This window comes from Delftia acidovorans NBRC 14950 (assembly GCF_001598795.1).
In the GTDB taxonomy this organism is placed as follows: domain Bacteria; phylum Pseudomonadota; class Gammaproteobacteria; order Burkholderiales; family Burkholderiaceae_C; genus Comamonas; species Comamonas acidovorans.
Window position 1 is genome coordinate 1 of record NZ_BCZP01000078.1, and the last position, 1015, is coordinate 1015.

General features: G+C 68.4%; 1 pseudogene. It reads right to left on the reverse strand.

Features of this window, described 5'->3' with window-relative positions:
• Nucleotides 1-1015: pseudogene (locus DA1_RS29320) on the reverse strand (DNA cytosine methyltransferase); the annotation flags it as partial.

Consider the following 1015-nt stretch of genomic DNA (forward strand, 5'->3'; position numbering starts at 1 on the left):
AGAGCTCGCGCGGCACCAGCATGCGCAGCGTGATGTCCACGATCACCCAGGGCTCGCCCTTGAGCCACACGGTCACGAGCGCCAGGCGGTCGCGCGTGGTGATCGTGGTCATGGGGTCGCGCAGGTCCGCCCACTGGCCGCCGCTGGCGTGGTAGCGCATCAGGAATGCGGCGCAGCGCAGGGCGCCGGCCTCCTGATCGGGCGACAGGTGGTACTGGATCAGGGCATGGTGCTCGGCCCCGGCCGTGACGGTGGGCACTGGCTCGCGCATGTCGCGGCCCGCGCTATTCCTGCGTAGCGTGCACAGGTGCGCGGCGATCAGCTGCTGCTGGCTGCCACTGGTCGTCACGGTCGATACTGGGTCGCGCAGGTCGCGGGCAAGCGTGCTGTTGAATCCGCCGTTGGCCTGGACCATGAACGCGGATGCCAGGCTCTGCCCGCCGCCGCTGGCCGTCACGGTGCCCAGAGGACCCTTGATGTCGTTGGCGCCGTGGCTCCAGCGCTTGCCCCCGTCCTTGCCCTCGCCGTGCCCGGCCTGCACCAAGTAGGCCGAGCTGATGGCGTGCTTGATGCCGCCTGCCACGGCAGTGCCCAGGGGTTGGGACAAATCCAGCACGCGTGGTGCCTGCCCCTTGGCCTCGCCATAGCCCATCTGGATCAGAGTGGGGGACACCAGGGCGCGGCAGCCGCCTTTTTCCGTGGCGATGGTGCTCATGGGCCGGTCGAGCATTTCGATTTTCCCGCCGTGGGCCATGTTCACGATGAATGGCTGGGGGCTGTTCAGCACGAACTTATCCAGGCCATGCGCGATACGCCGCATGGTGGCTGCTGCCAGCTCCTTCTTGCGCCCGAAGATGCTTTGCCCGGGGATGCCCCAGTCGATGCACTCGGCTGCCTGGCGGAATGGCTTCTGGCCCGCCTTCGGGTTCTTCCAGTGCGTCTGCGCTGGCCACACGATGGGCAGGCCGTCGCGGCGGGCAATCAGGTACAGCCGTGTGCGGGTGCTGCGGGAGCC